Genomic DNA, 17,845 nt, shown 5'->3' with positions numbered 1-17,845 from the left:
TGTTTGGGGTGCGTTTTTTAATGAGACACAGACTTTTTATTTGGCGCCTGAGATTGAAAAGACCTGTGCGGCTAGAAAATTCACCAATGCTATTGCCTCGGGCGAGTTGTTTGTTGGCATACAAAAATCATTGACTTCTCAATGGTTGGGGAAATTGAGATTGGCAGCTGCCACTTTTGGCAATGCCAAACTGCAGGGTGGGATATGGGATGATGCCGACCCTCAATTTGATAATTACAGCTACCTTTACAAAGTTCGAAACTCTCGCGTAGCAGTAAAAGGCAAGTTGTTGCTTGATAAAGGCTATTGGTCATGCCCTGGGTGAATGCAAGTCTTGACATAGGCTTTAACCGTGCCCATGATATTTACGAATACGCCTTTGATTTTTGAGGCGCTGGCTAATAACAACTTTGAAGACCACACGAAAACAGCCTTCACATACACGCTAGGTGCTGGCGTGCAAAAACCCATCAGCGAACATTGGCAAATGGGAGTGGGTTATTAGTTCGCCGATTGGGGCAAAAGTGGGCTTAATCGTGCTTCCGGTCAGACCCTAAACACCGGATTAGCCCTCAATCACCTCTACACCAAGGGGGGGTTATTTAATTTGACATACATTGCATAAGGACAGCAGATGAACAGCAGAACGTTTATTAACAAAATAATGATAGGCCTATGGCTTACATGTGTCATGGCTTTGGTGCATGCAGGAACCCCTTTATGGACCTTTACCCCATTAACACAAACAATCATCACGGTCGCGGCGAACGACACCGCTACAGTGAGCTATCAAGTCACCAATCAATCCAGAAAGACACAGACATTAGCGATGAAAGCCATTCCTGGCGTAACGCAGATAACTACGTCAGGGAATTGCCCAAACCCCTTTGTTTTGGGCTACCAGCAATCGTGTATTTTGAATTTATCCATTAATGGCAGTGCCTTAAATAGGAATGTTGTCGGTGGGCCTGTTGTATGTAACCAAGGCAATCCAAACCAATGCTATCAACCAAGCGCTACGAATAGCTTGCACATTACCAAAGGACCTGCGGTGGATTATACAGTAGGGGGCTCTCTATTTGGTCTTTCAGGTACTTTGGTGCTGGAGAACAATGGTGGTGATGCATTAACCCTTAATGCAGACGGAGCATTTACTTTTTCCAACGCCCTGCCTCCAGGGAGTACTTATTTGGTCACAGTACAGAGTCAACCCGCAACCCAAACCTGTACCGTAACCAATGGCAGTGGCACCATCACCAATACCAACATCACGAATGTAACGGGGAGCTGCTCCACCAACACCCGAACTGTAGGGGGTAGTGTTTCAGGGCTTGCAGCATCAGAATCCGTTGTGCTGCAAAATAACGGCAGCGATAATTTGATGCTCAACAGTAATGGTTCCTTTACTTTTTCAACACCCGTTGCTCAAGGTGCCACCTATAGTGTGACGATACTCACTCAACCCAGCACCCAAACCTGTACCGTGACCAATGGCAGCGGCACAGCTGGCGCCTCGAACATCACCAATGTGCAAGTAACCTGTGCAACCAATTCCTATACGGTAGGGGGTACCGTCTCTGGTTTATCTGGGACCGTCGTGTTGCAAGACAATGGTGGCGATAATTTGATGATTAATAGCAATGGCTCGTTTACCTTTGCCACGCCCGTAGCTCAAGGTGCGCCTTACAGCGTCACTGTACTCACCCAGCCGACAGGACAAACATGCAGCGTAACTAATGGCAGCGGCACCATGGGTGGGGCGAACGTCACCAATGTTGGCGTTAACTGTGTCACGAATACGACCACGCTGAGCACAAGCACAAGTCAATTGGCTTTAAGTGTCACAGGACTTACAGAATACGGAGTCAGTGGAACTCCTTCTTCTGGACTTGCTCGTGTGATTACCATTACCAACACAGGAAGTAATACTGCTGTTAATTTAGCAGTAACCCCACCGACTTGGCCCACAGGGACCTCAAGCGCCACAACCTGTGGCAGTACGCTAGCGGCATCGAGCAGCTGCACGATTACAATAACACCTGGCGCTACAGCCACCTCGGATGGCACCAATCCCTGTTCGAGTGGAACAGCTCCTGTTCCCGGAGCAGTTCAAGTCGGTGCGGACAACGCGACTACCGTGTCGAGCGATGTCGTCGTATTGGGCTATGGCTGTGTTTATCAAGGTGGCTATGTATATGCTTTTGATGACACAACACCCAATACCGGCAGCGTAGGAGGGAAAGTTGTCACGACATCCGACCGGGCAGCCGCATACCCCAATGGCATTGTTTGGAGCTCAAATGGAGGCTCTGGTGGTGGAAGTGGGGGTACTGACCCTGTTGATACAAGCTACGATACCCTTTCCGGAATTGATGAGACATCCACGTCCGCATCAGGCTCGCCCACGTACGCCACATTTGCTTCATTTTTTTCAAGCACCTACACCAATCCAAATCCTTTTACCTCCACATCCTTTGCCCTATGTAATGGCGCATTAGATGGCTCTTGCAATACAGGGAATATTCTAACGTTTTATAATCAATTCATTACCAATAATACGGATGCAACCGGAGGTACCGCCACCTTTACAGCATCTTCCGGACCAACCAACATCACTTATTATGCAGCAGGATTATGCACGCAAACGATTGCCAGTTATTCCGATTGGTACTTGCCTGCGATTTGTGAGATGGGCTATGGAAGCAGTGTTTGTGGCACTTCAGGTACGCCGACGCTGCAAAACATACAATCCAGCTTGATAGATAATAGTGGTCTTAGCGCTCCTAGAGGCATCTACTGGAGTTCTACCGAGGGCTCGTTCAATCCGCAGTACGGCGCGTGGGACCAGTTCTTTGCCTCTGGTGGTGGCAGCGTTCAGGGCATCGGCAATAAGATCAATCAGTTTGGCGTTAGGTGTTCTCGAGCTTTAACCCTTTAACCCTTTTCTTTTGACCTTGCTTTGCAAGACCTGCGAAGCGGGTCATTAATTTCCAGGTTTTGTTATGGCGCTGTATACAGAATTACCTGTTTATCGAGATACGTACCAATTGATTTTAAGAGTTTTCGAAATTACCAAGGAGTTTAGCAAAGAATATAAATACACACTGGGACAGGATATGAAGCGTGATGCATTGCAGCTTATTCGCAGTATTTACCGCGCCAACAAGCACTGTAATCGCGCAGAACACCTGGAGGTATTTCTTGATGAGCTGGAAATCCGTCTTTGCGTGGATATGAAATTAATGCCAATGAGAAAGCAAGCGGTATTAAGTGAGCTTTTAGATCGCATTGGTAAGCAGGTTACCGGCTAGCGTAATGCGGCCAGGTAAAGCCACAATCAAAGCTGTTACGGTGGCTTTGAGTGAGCAGGTTTTATTTTAAAGCGCACTGGGACTGCCTCGATATGGGGTAGTTGAATCACATCCTGGCAAGAGGCCTTGCCTGGATTAAAACACCAGTGAATTGCAGGCAACTACTGGAGTTCTACCGAGAACTCGAGCAATCCACAGAACAACACGTGGAACTAGTTCTTTGATGTAGTGAATAATATTGCAGCAAACAATGCAAATATTATTGGAAAAATGAGCATGCAATTGGCGTGATTGAGATGGATGGGTTCACTCTGATTTTAGCCAGGCGTTAATGTGTTAAATTAAGAATTATAGATTATTTTGTGAGCGAATCATTTCGCGACAGCGACTGGTCGAGTTGCCTCAAAAGAAATGTTACCGAAGATAGGAAATTTTAGATTCGTTGCCTCATAACTAATGTTACCGAAGAAGAAAAACAAAAAGGGACAATTTTTATGGGGAAGTTATCAATGGAGCTTTACTTAAAAAATTTGTCGAAACGTTATAAGGCGGCAAGCAAGCGCGAAAAAGGAAGTATATTGCAGGAGCTATGTGAAGCGAGTGGTTATCATAAGAAGCATGCTATACGGTTATTAAATACAGCACCCAAACGACCAAAACGTAAAATGAAAACTGGACGACCCAACGTATATCCTGAAGAACAATACCAGGAACCATTAAAACGCATATGGCTTTTAAGCGACCAGCCCTGCGGTAAACGATTAAAAATGATTTTGCCACTCTGGCTACCCTTCTATGAAGAAGCCTATGAGGCTATAGAACATTCTGTTTATGAGGGATTATTATCCATGAGTGCTGCAACCATCGATCGGCTACTTACGCCATTGAGAGTAAAATACAAACGCTCTTATGGAGGTACAAAGCCAGGTAGTATCCTAAAAAAACACATCCCAGTTAAAACAAATCAATGGGATGAACATAAACCAGGATATTTAGAAGCAGACACTGTTGCCCACTGTGGTTCATCCTTGAGTGGTAATTTCGTGTGGAGCTTAACAATGACCGATATCTGCTCTGGATGGACTGAACTACGAGCTGTTTGGAACAAAGGAGCTACTGGTGTTGTATCACAGATAGAGGATATTGAGCATTGTCTACCATTCCTTATTTTAGGGTTTGATTGTGATAATGGTTCGGAGTTTTTAAACTGGCACTTGATGCACTATTTTTCGAATGAAGAAGGCGCTCATCGTATTCATTTTACACGTTCCAGGCCTTATCACAGTGATGATAATGCCCATGTAGAGCAGAAAAATTGGACTCATGTAAGACAGCTATTCGGATATGCTCGCTTCGATAATCAAGCATTGGTTGCATTGATGAATGACCTTTATAAAAATGAAGTATCCCAGATGAATAATTTTTTCCTTCCTAACTTCAAACTGATTGAAAAGCAAAGAGTACAGGCCAAGATTATAAAGAAACACAGCAAGCCAGAAACCCCTTATCAACGCCTGATGAAGTCTGAATTTATCACTGTAGAAAAGAAAGCTGAACTTACTGAAACCTACAATCAGTTAAACCCTTTCAAGCTACAGAAAGCAATACAGAAGAAATTAAAACGAATATTTGCGATCGTGAATATCAAAACCGACTCAAAAATGAACTATATTTAAACATGCAGTACAGCCGGGGACGGCAATGACTGTGAGGGTATTAACGAAGGGGCCTCATTGCCGGCCCCTTCACCCCGCTAGGATATTTTTAGAGGATATTTTATGTTAATTATGTCCCTGTTCGGTAACATGCGTTTTGAGGCAACGATAAGATGCTTCGGTAACATTCACTTATGAGGCAACTGGCTGGTTATCCACATTTTCTGTGGATATCTCTGTGTATAGGCTCTTGGTTTATGGATTATCAGGGGTTGTTGCCAATTGCTCAGGTCCTACACGCCACGTCAGCAAGCGTTTGCGAAAAAGAAATAAGTCGATGGTCAATAGAGCCTGAGTATTAAGCAAAAAAAATCCCGGCATAAAACCGGGACTCAGGTAGAGGAGACTTTATTAGTCACGGCCTGAAAATGCACCAAGCAAGTTAAGCAGGCTGACGAACAGGTTGTAAATTGATACAAAAAGACCAACTGTTGCGGATATGTAGTTTGTTTCGCCACTATGAATGATCGCGCTGGTTTGCAAAAGTATCAACCCTGATGAAATTAAAATGAAAGCAGCTGAGATTGCTAATTGAAGGGCAGGGATCTGGATGAATATTCCAGCGACCATTGCCAGTAATGCAACCATAACACCTACAAAAAGAAATCCGCCCAGGAAGCTGAAGTCTTTTCTGGTTGTTAATGCATAGCCTGACAGAGCAAAGAAGATCATGCCAGTACCACCTAAAGCTGTGGCTATAAGTTGTGGACCATTAGAAAATCCAGTCATGTAGTAATTCAGCAGTGGGCCGAGGGTGTATCCCAGGAAGCCGGTAAAGGCAAAAACGCTGACGAGACCCCAGACACTGTTTCTCAAGGCTTGAGTTAAGAACATTAAACCATAGACACCAACTATCATAAGCAGTGGATTCATTGGACCAGCACCACTTGCATAGGACATGTAGGCAGTAAAGGCACTGAATATAAATGTTAAGCTAAGTAAAAGGTAGGTATTACGCAATACCTTATTGGTAGCAAGTACAGACTCACTACGTTGGGTAAGGATTGTAACATCGTTTCGGTTCATCTTTAGAACTCCAGTTATTTATATTTAGTTTAGCATACCTATGGCCAAGTTTCCTGTTTTCAAGGGTTTTACTTGAAATTTTCAGGATAAACTTCATATTTAGATAAAAGCTGCCACGTTATTATTAAGTTGAAAGCAGTATCCTGTCAATTTTGTTTTTTAATCCCTGGTGCCACATAGGATCTATAGTGCTGTATACTCAAGATATAGTAAGATGAAATTAATAAAAAATATAATTCGGGGAATACTATGAATCGGGTTGCTCTGGTACAAATGGTTTCTTCATCCAGGGTGGATGAGAATTTGCGGCACGTTGAACAGTTGATGTTGCAGGCACGGAGCGAAGGCGCCGAATTGATAGTATTACCAGAAAATTTTGCATTTATGGGGCTTAAAGAAACAGATAAACTGGCTATTGCAGAATCCTATGGTGAAGGGCCAATACAGGATAAAATAAGCCAACTAGCTAAAAAAACAGGTTTATGGGTTGTTGCTGGCACCATTCCTGTTAAAGGAAGCGGTACAAAAGTCAGAGCAAGTTCTATTGTTTTTGATGATCAAGGGAAGCATGTTGCACGCTATGATAAAATACATTTATTTGATGTGCGTGTTTCTGAACAGGAAGCTCATCAGGAATCGTCTACAATAGAACGTGGCCATAGTGTGGTCGTGGTGGATACGCCTGTTGGAACCATTGGTCTGACTGTGTGCTATGATTTGCGTTTTCCGGAATTGTATCAACAATTGCAGCTTAAGGGAGCACAAATTTTTACGGTTCCATCCGCTTTTACTGCAGTAACCGGTCTCGCTCATTGGGAAGTTTTGCTCAGAGCCAGAGCTATAGAAAATTTATGCTATGTTTTGGCTCCCAACCAGGGGGGGCAGCATGAAAATGGTCGCCAAACTTATGGCCATAGCATGGTGATAGAACCTTGGGGGAAAATTTTGTCGCAAAAACAGGTTGGTGCTGGCATGATTACAGCCGATATCGATTTGCAACGGTTAGAACAATTAAGACGGCATTTTCCCTGTGTGGATCATCATGTTTTAGCGTTATCCTGAATAATTAATAGATAGGTATAGAAATGACACAAGCTCTTGCGATAGCGAAAAAATTGTTACTGGCCCCTGCTGCTCTGGATGAGTCAGGTATCGAAAAGCTATTTAAAACAATGATGAATCGTCATATTGATGACGCTGATTTGTATTTTCAAAGCTGCAGCTATGAATCCTGGTATCTGGAAGATTCGGAGGTTAAAAGCGGCAGTTATTCTTTGGATAAAGGTGTGGGAATACGGGCAGTTAGTGGTGAAAAAACAGGTTTTGCTTATTGCGATGATATACTGCTACCCTCCATGCTGCGCGCAGCAGATGCTGCACGCTCCATCGCACTGACTGGTTCAAAAGCTGTTCAACCTGTTCATATCAGTAGTGCGCCAGTCAGTCGATATCAAGGCCTGAATCCTATCGAAGGAATGAGCAAACAGGAAAAAATTGCTTTATTGGAAGCCATTGATAAAGAGGCTCGAAGCATTGATCCCAGAGTGATTCAGGTGAATGCTTCGTTAAGTGGCTGTTATGAAGTCGTTATGGTCGCTGGCATGAACGGTCAGATGATCGCTGATGTCAGACCGTTGGTCAGCGTCAATGTGAGTGTTATTGTTGAGGACAAACAAGGCAGGCGTGAGTCAGCACGAACCGGGGGTGGGGGGAGAGTCGCCTATTCGTATTTTACCGAAAAAGAAAATGCATTAAGTTATGCCAGGGAAGCCGTTCGTGAAGCCCTGGTAAATCTGGAAGCAAAACCGGCTCCCGCAGGAACCATGCCTGTTGTATTAGGCCCGGGATGGCCAGGTGTGCTATTGCATGAAGCAGTAGGGCATGGATTGGAAGGTGATTTTAATCGCAAGGGTCTTTCAGCATTTTCAGGTCGTTTAGGTCAGCAAGTTGCTGCACCTGGAGTGACTGTAGTCGATGACGGTACTCTGGCTGACAGGCGTGGCTCATTGACTATAGATGATGAAGGAACACCATCTCAGTGTACCACGTTGATTGATAATGGAATCCTGGTGAATTACATGCAGGATAAATTAAATGCCAAATTGATGGGGATGCAATCAACAGGTAATTGCCGCCGCGAATCCTATGCTCATATTCCTATGCCCAGAATGACAAATACCTACATGCTGGCTGGACATCATGATCCGGAGGAAATTATTCGCTCCGTTCACTATGGTTTGTATGCGGTTAATTTTGGCGGTGGACAAGTGGATATTACTTCTGGTCAATTTGTATTTTCTGCAAGTGAAGCCTATCTAATTGAAGAGGGTAAAATTACTCAACCTGTGAAAGGTGCGACACTGATTGGAAATGGTCCGGATGTGATGAAAAAAATCAGTATGATAGGCAATGATTTGGCACTTGATCGTGGAATTGGTGTTTGTGGCAAGGATGGGCAATCAGTGCCTGTTGGCGTGGGGCAACCTACACTTAAAATTGATGCCCTGACAGTTGGTGGCACCAATTAACTGATTTGGATTTCCGTGGCCTGGATTGCGGAACCAGTATGGCAGTGTTAAAACATTGGATCCCGCGGTCACTGCCGCGGGAATTCGCTAGATATGAGAGTACATGCTGCATTCCGGATTTCCGCGGCTTGGATCGCGGAATAACACATGAAACCTGTTTGCTTGCAAACAGGATCGCCTAACTCTAACTTATCAAGATCGAAGCCTCTTTTAGAATGGTAAATTCCTGGTTGCGAGCAACTGATTCTTAAACACATCTTCACAAACCAGTACGGTTTTACTTTATGGATCCCGCGGTCTTCGCCGCGGGATTTCGAAATGAAGCATGCACTCTCATATCTAGCGAATTCCCGCGGCTGTGACCGCGGGATCCCGTGTTTTAGCTCAGCCATCCTGGTTCTGCGATCAAATCCGCTGGTCGTGGGCAAGATGTGATCAAGAGACAGTTGCGAGCAACCAGGCGTGTTACTGCATTTCGAATTTTCGCGGCTGTGACCGCGGGATCCCGTGTTTTAGCTCAGCCATCCTGGTTCTGCGATCAAATCCGTTGGTCGTGGGCAAGATGTGATCAAGAGACAGTTGCGAGCAACCAGGCGTGTTACTGCATTTCGAATTTCCGCGGCTGCGACAGCGGGATCCCGTGTTTTAGCACAGCCATCCTGGTTCTGCGATCAAATCCACTAGTCGTGGGCAAGATGTGATCAAGAGACAGTTGCGAGCAACCAGGCTACGTGTTACTGCATTTCGAATTTCCGCGGCTGTGACCGCGGAATCCAGTGAGTAGAGCTTTACGGATTTTTTGACGTTATAAATTTATTTAAATGAGTTCGATTGATGTTCAGAAGGCAACATGATGTTATTGTCTTTTAGTAATGCCTTAAATTCAACAACACTATGCGGTACCGCCCAGAAATGTAAGGAGTTGCGTTTTATTTTGCACACATCCATTATCTCCTTGACATAATCACCTTGAATTTTATCAGACTCTTCACTGTTGGTGAGTCTATTTAGAATCGATTTTAAATCAGTTACTTTTTTATGCTGTGTACTTGAAGTATAACGTCCTCCAGATCCCTCACTGATATTTTTGATTAGGATTGCAACGATATTTATTAGTTTTGTTTTAGTATCTTCTAATATTGGGGTTTCAGGAGTTTCTTCTAAAGCTTCTTCCGATGCCATTGCAAGAGGTGTATCACATTGCTCGGTTATTTCATTGTCGTTGTTTGGTTCTTCATTCAGATGTTGTTGATCCAGTTCTAGAGTTTGTGGGCTTTGCATCTGGTTTTGGGTTTGGATTTCAGTAGTGAGTTCTTGAACCATCTCTTCAGCACTTTCAATTTCCCTTAACCTGTCGTGTGCGCTTTGCTCAATTATTTTCTTCTTCTTTTTGATGGTTTTTTGTATTAAGCCACTATTCGTGTTCATTCCGTCAATTTCTGCTAATAATTGTGTCTTATGGGCTTCAACTTCCTCTTTAGTCTGTTTATTTTCAAAGTTGACATCAATTGCTGCTATGGCCAGAGCAACCGGACGTTGTTTTAATATAGAATCCCATCGCTCTTTTTGGGATGGTGTCATAAAAGGTATCAATTGTTCGAATTCTTTAAAGGGGGTGAATTCAATTTGTTCGGTAATGGCTTCTTGCCAACGTGCTTTTCCTTCTTCAGATAATTCCATCATAACTGCGGTCAGACTTGATGTATCAGGAAATTTCTTATCTATGTGCCATTTAAAAATCATTAACAATGTGGGTATAAAAACGAATGTGAGATAAGAGACTTTTTTATTGGTTAATTCTAGAAGGAATTCTTTATTATCAATCACATCTTGTGCTGTAAGTACAGTGCTTTTAGGTAATCGTTTTTCTGTTCTCAGAGTCTTCAATAAATCTTTAAGATCACCTGAATTATTTATGTCTTCAACCGTATGATATTTTCGGAGATCTTCGATACAGTCTGGCATTAAAAAACCATAGGTTGTAGCCAAATAAGATACTTTACGGTCAATTGGTCTCATTCCCATATAAAGATGGAATATATGAGAAGACCATGCAGCATCTAATGTCACCGTTTTGTTCTGTTCCAAAGCTTCTTTAACGGTCTCACGCATTACTGCAGTGCCAAAACCACTACCCTTAACATAGCTGTGCACCTTCTCAATTTGTAATGCATCCTCTCTTGCTCTACGAAGGGTATAATAACCTCTTTTTAATAGCTCTCTATGGGCTGATTCATCATGTTTACTTTGAGTCATAGTGATCCTTAGTTCAAATATTGAATATCAAGTTGCATCTCCAGGATAAAAAAAATATGAACCGAATAATTCGAACAGCCCGGAAGATTGTTTTTAGCCTAACTGTAATTTTGTAGGGCAATTATAGCGGTTTTAAATTAAGGAAACATTAAAACAGCTCTATGTTCCAGGCGCAGAATTGTTCGTGCTTTGATTTAACGTGACCGTATAGTAACCTCTTCCTCGAGTCTATTAATCTCTTCTTCAAGGTGATCCAGGATTTTTGACGAAGCGGTTTGATGAACAAAAAAGAAGCTTCGATTAGACGCTAAATTAACGATGCCTTTAACCATCAGGCCAACGCCACCCAAAAGAGCCAGGCTCAGATTAACTAAAAACTCAGACCATCCTCTGTGCTTGTCCAGGGTCTTATGAGCTGTATTGATCAGCTCTTTCGTTTCATTTTTATATGCATCAAAATTATGATGAATTAAATAACTCTCAGTTGCCTCTGTTAAACGGGTGTGAAGTGTTGTGGCGGTTTGATATGCCTCATTGAGTGATTCAATTTCCCTGGTGTGATGTACTGCTTTTGCTTGTTGAAGGCGCAGAGCAAGGTTGTTTATTTTATCTTCAAGCCGCTTCATATTTAATGCGATGTTATGGTTGTTTTTTTGCTCTTGATCAGCGGATTGAGCACTCTTGATTACATCTGGCTTTTTAGCTTTAGAATGATGATTCTGAAGGAGAAGAGAGATCTCATTCAGTCTTCTCTGAGTTTCAGGATCATTTGAAGTCGGCAGAAGTTGAGTCGCTTTTATTCCATCGTTCCTTTGCAAATTCAGATCAGCCCCAGCTATGAGCAAGGCATTGATGATCATGCGGTTGTCATATTTATCGCTGTGTTGAACAGCAATCATTAGAGGCGTGGTACCATCAGCCATTTGCAGATTAACGGATGCATTTTTAGAAAGAAGCAGTTGTACTGCATCGTAATCATTCGCGAGAACTGCTTTCATTAAAAATGTGTTTCTGACGTAGCCCTTGCGTTCATCAAATTGATTTATATCAAGTCCAGCTTTTATATAACGATCAAGTTGTTGTTCATTAATCGATATTTTATATGATGTTGTATCTTCTTTCTGTAATGAAAATGGAACTATTGGTTGTGGTTTATCGAAAAATAGATTAATTGTACTTAAATCCGGTTGAACTCCTTTTTGGAGTAATACTTGAAAACATTCATCACTGACGGAGTTATTATTCCATAATGCACACCACAATAAATTATTTAGAATTTCCATATCCGTTATGGGGCTGATGTATTGTATCGCGGCATCATTATCGTGTTCTTTTATCGCTTGTTCATACAGCACTTTTAATTTGGCATGGTTTAATAGATGATAGGATTGTGGGTTATTATTTTTTAATAAATTATCCATTGCTTCTAGGGTTGATGCATCATGCCATGGCACATTGCTGGCGTACGTTATCAATTCATTCAAAATGCTGAAATTATCATCGTTTTTCGCTGTTTTTGCTGCCAGGAGTATTATTTGCTCTGGTGAGGTAAGTTTCCAGCGATATTCCTTAATAAGAAATAATGCAATTTCTTTCTGTTTGAGTTTAATAGCAGTAGTTAATGCGATGTTAACTGCTTCCGTGGAGTGGCGATTTCCATGCAATAGTAATGCGATATGTTCAAGAGACATCCTTTTTTCGATTGCATGCACTATTTCCTCAATCGAAATTGGCTTGGCGCCTTTTTTAATGAGTAAGTCTACCAACTGTTTGTTCAGTAAATAATATATCGCTACTTGAAGAGGAGTTTGGCCTTCGCTGCTTATTTCTTCCAGATCGGCCCCATTGCTGATTAGTCTGTCTAAAATATTGTGGCTGTAAATACGATTACTGTTTAGATAATCAAATAAATTTGGCTTTACAAGGGTGGGGTATTGAGTTGTTTTGAATTCAAGCTCATGCACATGGATGTGATCCTTTACTTGTTCAAGCAGGCTGCTTTCTGGCGCAAGAGTTCCATCAATAGCTGATGATACCAATTTTTTTATACCCTTCAAATGATTAATAAATTCAATTTCTTTTGGGTTCTGAGGTCGGTGGTGGAGGACGATTGTTGCACAATAAAAGGATGAAAATAAAAAAGGGAGTATGTGATCTGCATCCACTGAATAGCGCCCAACAGATAAATTGATTAGACCTATGACCCCATTTGGCATCTTTTCAAATAAGAGGATTGCAGCACTGCCTTTCCCTCCTGGGCATACTGCTAATAGATTTCTATTTTGATTAAACAGAACGCCATAAAACTCTCTGCCAAGGCCATTGGGTGAAATCACAGTGCCTAATTTTCCTTCCGGTACAACACGGTGCTCAGCAGTCAATAGTGTCAGATAGTCTTGAAGCAAACTTAGGGTGCTGTCTGGATAGTCACAAAATGGTTTCTCGTATCCTTTTGTTGCTGATTGGAGCGCATCTTTATAAGGATTATTTTTGTTGAGACTTAGCTCAAGTAATTGTGACTTAAATTGCTCCGTACTGAGCATCTCCCACGACGCATCCGTAAGCGAAAATCGTCTTGTATTTGATTGCTCGACAGGATTACTGGTAGCTGCACTGCTCTTATTTGCTTCTTTCTCATTTTGAACAACAATCGATGTATCGTGTCTCATAGCTAACTCCTAAAGTAATTAATTGTCGGTTGCATCGGTATGGAATAAGTTTGTCATGTGAAGATTAATGGAATATGAATTTTGCTGTGTGTTTGTTGATAGAGGCTATGAAGAATTTAAATGCTCTATTTGATAGACGTGCAATAACTCAAAATTCGAGCATTTTTGCATGTTCTATATTTATACTATTATATTAAGGTATCTATTGAAAAAGTGACTTTTTAATGACTCAACGACTTAAAGTTGGCTTGGCACTGGGGAGCGGATCCGCTAGAGGCTGGGCGCATATTGGTGTGATCAAGGCATTAGTCCAATTGGGTGTTCGTATTGATTGTGTTGCCGGTTGTTCCATTGGCTCGCTAATCGGAGCGCTCTATGCACGTGGCACACTCGATGCATTTGAGCGTTGGGTGTTGCAACTTGACAGAAGAAAAATGAGTAAACTGATTGATTTGAATGTAATTGGGGGCGGGTTGATTTCGGGAAGTAAGTTAATGAATTTTTTTAAAGAATTTGGTCTGGATGGCACTATAGAGGAACTTAAAATTCCATTTAGCGCAGTAGCAACAGATCTTAATACTGGTCGTGAAGTTTGGTTGAATAAGGGTTCATTGATGCCTGCGATTCGATCTTCAATATCGTTACCCGGTTTATTTACTCCTTTACGTCACGAACATCGTTGGTTGGTAGATGGCGGCTTGGTAAATCCTGTCCCTATCTCTTTATGTCGTGCAATGGGAGCAGATCTGGTCATTGCGGTCAATCTTAATCACGAATTGTTACGCCCGGATCGTAGCGTAACTGATCAGTCTGGAATGTTCTCAATTCTTAGTCTTCGCTTGGAACAGTTGTTAAAACGGATTTTGGGATACAATGAAGGCCCGGGTTATTATGATGTGTTAACCAAAAGTATTAAAATAATGCAAGATCGAATTACTCGCGCCAGGGCTGCCGGTGATCCTGCTGATTTAACTCTAATTCCGCATTTGTCTGGTATTGCTTTACATGATTTTCATCAAGCTGAAGATGCGATTACAGAAGGTATGTCTTGTGTATCAAGAGAAAAAATGAATATTTTACAGCTAGTTGGTCTAGACTAATAGTAAAGTAATTAATGAAACTCGATTGCTTAAGGATACGCTATGCAAAATGAAACTACTTCTAATACCTTGTTCCAGCTGCTTTTAAAAAATGAAAAAGAATTAGCTGATCGGATCTATCTTAGACAGCCTAAAGATGGGGTATGGCATGAATACACATGGGCAGAAGTGATGCTTCAGGCTCGAAAAGTAGCTGGATTTTTACATCAATTAAAACTTAAACGAGGCAGTCATATTTCCATTATTTCTAAAAACTGCGCTGAATGGTTTATTACCGATTTTGGTATTCAACTTGCCGGGATGGTTAATGTTCCACTTTTCGCAAATCAGAATGCAGACAGTGCTCGTTATGTTTTGGAACATGGGGATGTGAAGCTGGTCTTTATAGGCAAGCTGGATGATCATCAACATGTCCGCCAATTCATTCCGGATACTTATATTACCGCCGATTTTAACTATCATCGCGATTTAAAAGTGAATTACACCTGGGCTGATGTAATGGCAAGCAATCCTTTAGTGGATTTGATTGAACCAGGTCCTGAAGATTTATATACCATCATTTATTCCTCTGGTACCACAGGCTCACCTAAGGGTGCTATGTACACAAACAAAGCAATAGCGAATTATGTGACCTTGTTCCCTAAAGACATTCTTAGAATCAGGGATTTGGAGCATTATAAGCTAATTTCATATCTTCCTCTCGCTCATGTTTACGAACGTTCTGCCATCGAGTTAGCCAGTGTAACGATTCCTTGTGATGTATCATTTGTCGAAAGTCTGGATAAATTCGCTGAGAATTTAAAGGAAATTCAACCTACATTTTTTACAGCCGTTCCCCGAATTTGGGGTGTATTCAAACAAAAAATTGAGCAAAAGGTACCGCCGGCGAAATTAAATTTTTTATTAAAGATTCCCTTTATTTCATCACTGGTTAAAAAGAAAATCATTCATGGCCTGGGCTTGAACGATTGCGTCAATTCCTTTTCTGGCGCGTCGCATTTACCCATTCCTATAATTGAGTTTTTCGAGAAAATAGGCATTAATATACAAGAAGGTTATGGTCAAACTGAAAATCTGGCGTATGCGACCTTTTCTCTATTAAACGAAAGAAGAAAGGGATATGTGGGGACTCCCAGGTTAGATGTAGCAATTAAAATAGGGGAGGACTCCGAATTGTTGATCAACTCACCCTGTCTCATGTCCGGATATTACAAAGACAAACAAGCTACGAAGAATGCATTTACTTCTGACGGTTGGTTACGTACAGGTGATGTCGTAGAAATTGACTCCGCTGAGCGAGTTAAAATCCTGGGAAGACTGTCTGAAAACTTTAAAAATCAGACGGGTGAATTTGTGGCTCCCTCTCCAATAGAAAAACGCTTTGCCGCGAATAACAAGATTGAGCAATTATGTCTGATTGGACGAGGATTGCCAACCAATGTGCTCCTGGTTACCTTAAGTGAAGGGGCTCGTTTGAGCAAAAATAAGGAAGAAATCAGTCTATCCTTACAAGAGAGCTTACATAAGGTTAATGCCAAGTTGATGAAATATGAAAAAATCAGTCATATCATCGTTGTAAAAGACGCATGGACTACCAATAATGACATGCTAACTCCAACTCTTAAGGTAAAACGTAAAGTAGTCGAACAAAATTACGAGAGCTTGATTCAGGATGTCATATCGAAACATCAAGCTGTGGTTTGGGAGTAATAGCTCTTAAAATAAAACGCCTAATGTATACCAAAAGGGGATGGATGCCAGGATTACGAATAACTTTAAAAAGGTAAACCAGGCATTTAACTTTAACAGGGGCTTTAGCAGAAAATTATTATTGCGTTTAAGCAGTTCTTCAAAACATAGAAAGTAACTGGATTGATAAGGAAATATCCAGGCTTCTGTTGCTAATAGAATGACAAAAGCGACAATCCAGTTGCAAACGGGGCTTTGTAGTGCAAAGGGGATAATTGCAGTAAATAAAATGGCTGGTGCAATCATGGTGCCGAGAACCAAACCGCCAATCCAGCTAATCGCATAAATCAGCGTAATGAAACAAGCAACATTACTTTGAGCAAGATGGGTTAACCATTGGAAATGATTAATCAACCAGACATCAACCCCAAGGCTTTGAATGGTACGCATAACCCCAATAATGGCGCCAAAATAAAATAAGAACCCCCAGTTAATTTTATTTTGCAGTTCTTTTGAAGTTAAAGCACCAGTGATAAAAAGGATGATAAAAATAGACAGACAAGTCCATAATCCTGATATATTAAAGCAGGTTGATATTATGGTTCCTGCAAAAAAAACGACGAAGCTTAGGATCGCTATATGTTCAATTAAGGTGGGTTTTCCCATAGAACACAGTTCTTTTTTAAGCTTATATTGATTGATGTTCAGGTTGTTATTGGGTTTGAACAGAATAGATTGCAAAATAAAAAATAAGGTGATGAGCATTAATCCGGGGAACGATGCCAGTTCAAGCCAACTAAGCCAATTTCCTTGCCATTGATGTTGTTCAGACAGTAATCCATAGATAATAAAATTACTTGATTTACCGGTAAGAAAAATTGTAGAGAGCAATATGCAACCGTTAAATGCAGAATTAGCCAGTGCATTTGCCGAACTGCTTCGTGGCCTTATTCGACTGCTTTCCATAATATCATTTAATAATGGAGCGATTAATGCCACTCTGGAGCTTTGGACGCTCATCATGGGGGTCATTAACGCGCCAAGAAAAAACAAGCATTTTTGCAATAATGATTGTTTTAAAGGCAGTTTAATTAATAGGATCAATGACACCCGATAAAAGAGCCTGGATTTGGTTAATAAAGCACCAACAGCAAACACACTGACTGCAAAATAAAAACTGTCCGAATTAAATCCGGAGAGTATTAACGTGCTAGGGGCTACATGAAGCAGCATGGCCGCAATTAATATAATTAGCGAGGGAATGTATTCGGGTACAAGCCTGAAGATCCACATAACCACTGCAGCGACCAGAGTGATGGTGAATTTGGAATAGCTAAAACTGACGGTATAGCTTTCTGTGATGTCAAAGACAATCAGGGAACATAAAATAGTAATTAACCATCCTAAAACAGCGACGTTGTTTTTAGAAATCGTGATCAGGGTCTTATTCAGAAGAGGACGAATTTGATGAAACAGCGCACTCGATCCTTGCAAAATAAAATTAAAAATGGCCATCAGTAAGTAGAACCGTAATAGGTGATTACTCAGTAA

At 41.6% G+C, this 17,845-nt stretch carries 12 protein-coding genes; 8 read left to right on the top strand and 4 right to left on the bottom strand.

What is annotated here, in order from left to right:
- Nucleotides 1–40 precede the first annotated feature (40 nt).
- From ELY21_RS15880 to ELY21_RS11725, 4 genes are all read left to right on the top strand, one after another.
- Nucleotides 41–325 (top strand): hypothetical protein, encoded by a 285-nt coding sequence (locus tag ELY21_RS15880; RefSeq protein WP_233588706.1) that lies wholly within the window; start codon nucleotides 41–43, stop codon nucleotides 323–325.
- A gap of 309 nt (nucleotides 326–634) precedes the next feature.
- The gene (locus ELY21_RS11735; protein ID WP_127109726.1) at nucleotides 635–2,938 is read left to right on the top strand and encodes a DUF1566 domain-containing protein; all 2,304 of its coding nucleotides are present in this window, start codon (nucleotides 635–637) and stop codon (nucleotides 2,936–2,938) included.
- 64 nt (nucleotides 2,939–3,002) lie between these two features.
- Entirely contained in the window at nucleotides 3,003–3,311 is a 309-nt protein-coding gene (locus tag ELY21_RS11730; RefSeq protein ID WP_127109724.1) for a four helix bundle protein, read from the top strand.
- A 509-nt stretch (nucleotides 3,312–3,820) separates the two neighbouring features.
- The gene (locus ELY21_RS11725) at nucleotides 3,821–4,987 is read left to right on the top strand and encodes an integrase (RefSeq protein ID WP_158618555.1); all 1,167 of its coding nucleotides are present in this window, start codon (nucleotides 3,821–3,823) and stop codon (nucleotides 4,985–4,987) included.
- Nucleotides 4,988–5,377: 390 nt separating this feature from the next.
- Here the strand turns inward: ELY21_RS11725 and ELY21_RS11720 are convergent, their stop codons facing one another.
- A complete protein-coding gene (locus tag ELY21_RS11720) occupies nucleotides 5,378–6,052 on the bottom strand; it encodes a Bax inhibitor-1/YccA family protein (RefSeq protein ID WP_127109720.1) in 675 nt (224 codons plus the stop codon).
- A gap of 249 nt (nucleotides 6,053–6,301) precedes the next feature.
- On the opposite strand from ELY21_RS11720, the gene ELY21_RS11715 reads away from it, so the two are divergent.
- The gene (locus ELY21_RS11715) at nucleotides 6,302–7,114 is read left to right on the top strand and encodes a carbon-nitrogen hydrolase family protein (RefSeq protein ID WP_127109718.1); all 813 of its coding nucleotides are present in this window, start codon (nucleotides 6,302–6,304) and stop codon (nucleotides 7,112–7,114) included.
- A 23-nt stretch (nucleotides 7,115–7,137) separates the two neighbouring features.
- Nucleotides 7,138–8,580: a metalloprotease TldD gene (tldD, locus tag ELY21_RS11710; protein ID WP_127109716.1), complete on the top strand. Its 1,443-nt coding sequence runs from the start codon at nucleotides 7,138–7,140 to the stop codon at nucleotides 8,578–8,580.
- A gap of 813 nt (nucleotides 8,581–9,393) precedes the next feature.
- Here the strand turns inward: tldD and ELY21_RS11705 are convergent.
- Both ELY21_RS11705 and ELY21_RS11700 read right to left on the bottom strand, forming a co-directional pair.
- On the bottom strand, nucleotides 9,394–10,836 hold the full coding sequence (locus ELY21_RS11705) for a hypothetical protein (RefSeq protein WP_127109714.1): 1,443 nt from the start codon (nucleotides 10,834–10,836) through the stop codon (nucleotides 9,394–9,396).
- Nucleotides 10,837–11,030: 194 nt separating this feature from the next.
- Nucleotides 11,031–13,505 carry an ankyrin repeat domain-containing protein gene (locus ELY21_RS11700; protein ID WP_127109712.1) on the bottom strand — a complete coding sequence of 825 codons (2,475 nt, stop codon included), beginning with the start codon at nucleotides 13,503–13,505 and terminating at the stop codon, nucleotides 11,031–11,033.
- Between the two features lie 224 nt (nucleotides 13,506–13,729).
- On the opposite strand from ELY21_RS11700, the gene rssA reads away from it, so the two are divergent.
- Both rssA and ELY21_RS11690 read left to right on the top strand, forming a co-directional pair.
- Nucleotides 13,730–14,605 carry a patatin-like phospholipase RssA gene (gene rssA, locus ELY21_RS11695; RefSeq protein ID WP_127109710.1) on the top strand — a complete coding sequence of 292 codons (876 nt, stop codon included), beginning with the start codon at nucleotides 13,730–13,732 and terminating at the stop codon, nucleotides 14,603–14,605.
- Nucleotides 14,606–14,647: 42 nt separating this feature from the next.
- Nucleotides 14,648–16,315, top strand: a complete 1,668-nt coding sequence (locus ELY21_RS11690; RefSeq protein WP_127109708.1) for an AMP-binding protein — start codon at nucleotides 14,648–14,650, stop codon at nucleotides 16,313–16,315.
- 6 nt (nucleotides 16,316–16,321) lie between these two features.
- Here the strand turns inward: ELY21_RS11690 and ELY21_RS11685 are convergent, their stop codons facing one another.
- On the bottom strand, nucleotides 16,322–17,809 hold the full coding sequence (locus tag ELY21_RS11685; RefSeq protein WP_127109706.1) for an SLC13 family permease: 1,488 nt from the start codon (nucleotides 17,807–17,809) through the stop codon (nucleotides 16,322–16,324).
- Nucleotides 17,810–17,845 lie beyond the last annotated feature (36 nt).

The sequence above is a fragment of the Legionella sp. km535 genome (assembly GCF_003990085.1).
Lineage (GTDB): Bacteria > Pseudomonadota > Gammaproteobacteria > Legionellales > Legionellaceae > Legionella > Legionella moravica.
Note: the sequence above shows the minus strand (reverse complement) of the source record. Positions and strands in the feature narration are given on the sequence as shown.